The organism is Fructilactobacillus sp. X2R1C1 (assembly GCF_059901435.1).
Genome location: NZ_JBWXUV010000068.1, coordinates 1 through 293 on the forward strand (window position 1 = coordinate 1; position 293 = coordinate 293).

Consider the following 293-nt stretch of genomic DNA (forward strand, 5'->3'; position numbering starts at 1 on the left):
GTTGTCGATGATGTCATTTTTAGTGGCCTTGATGGGGTCCACGCCCTTCTTCAACTTAATCCATCCCGCTTTTTCCATTACTAGAAAAGCCCGTGACATGTTGGATGGATCGTTTGGAATGGCAACCGTGTCACCCTTCTTGACGTCTTTTAAGCTGTGCTTTTTTGCGGGGTAAATCCCGGTTGGAATCGTTGGCACCTTGGTTAAGGCAACCAAGTTCCCGTGATTTTCCTTGTTAAAGTTGTTCATGTAGGCGCCGTGTTGTTCAACGTTTAGGTCAACCTGACCCTGGT

Annotated in this window: 1 protein-coding gene; it reads right to left on the reverse strand. The window is 47.1% G+C overall.

The window, feature by feature from the left end:
* Window positions 1-293 (reverse strand): MetQ/NlpA family ABC transporter substrate-binding protein (locus AC6UDG_RS07540; RefSeq protein WP_500706966.1); only part of this gene is annotated, 293 nt, incomplete at both ends.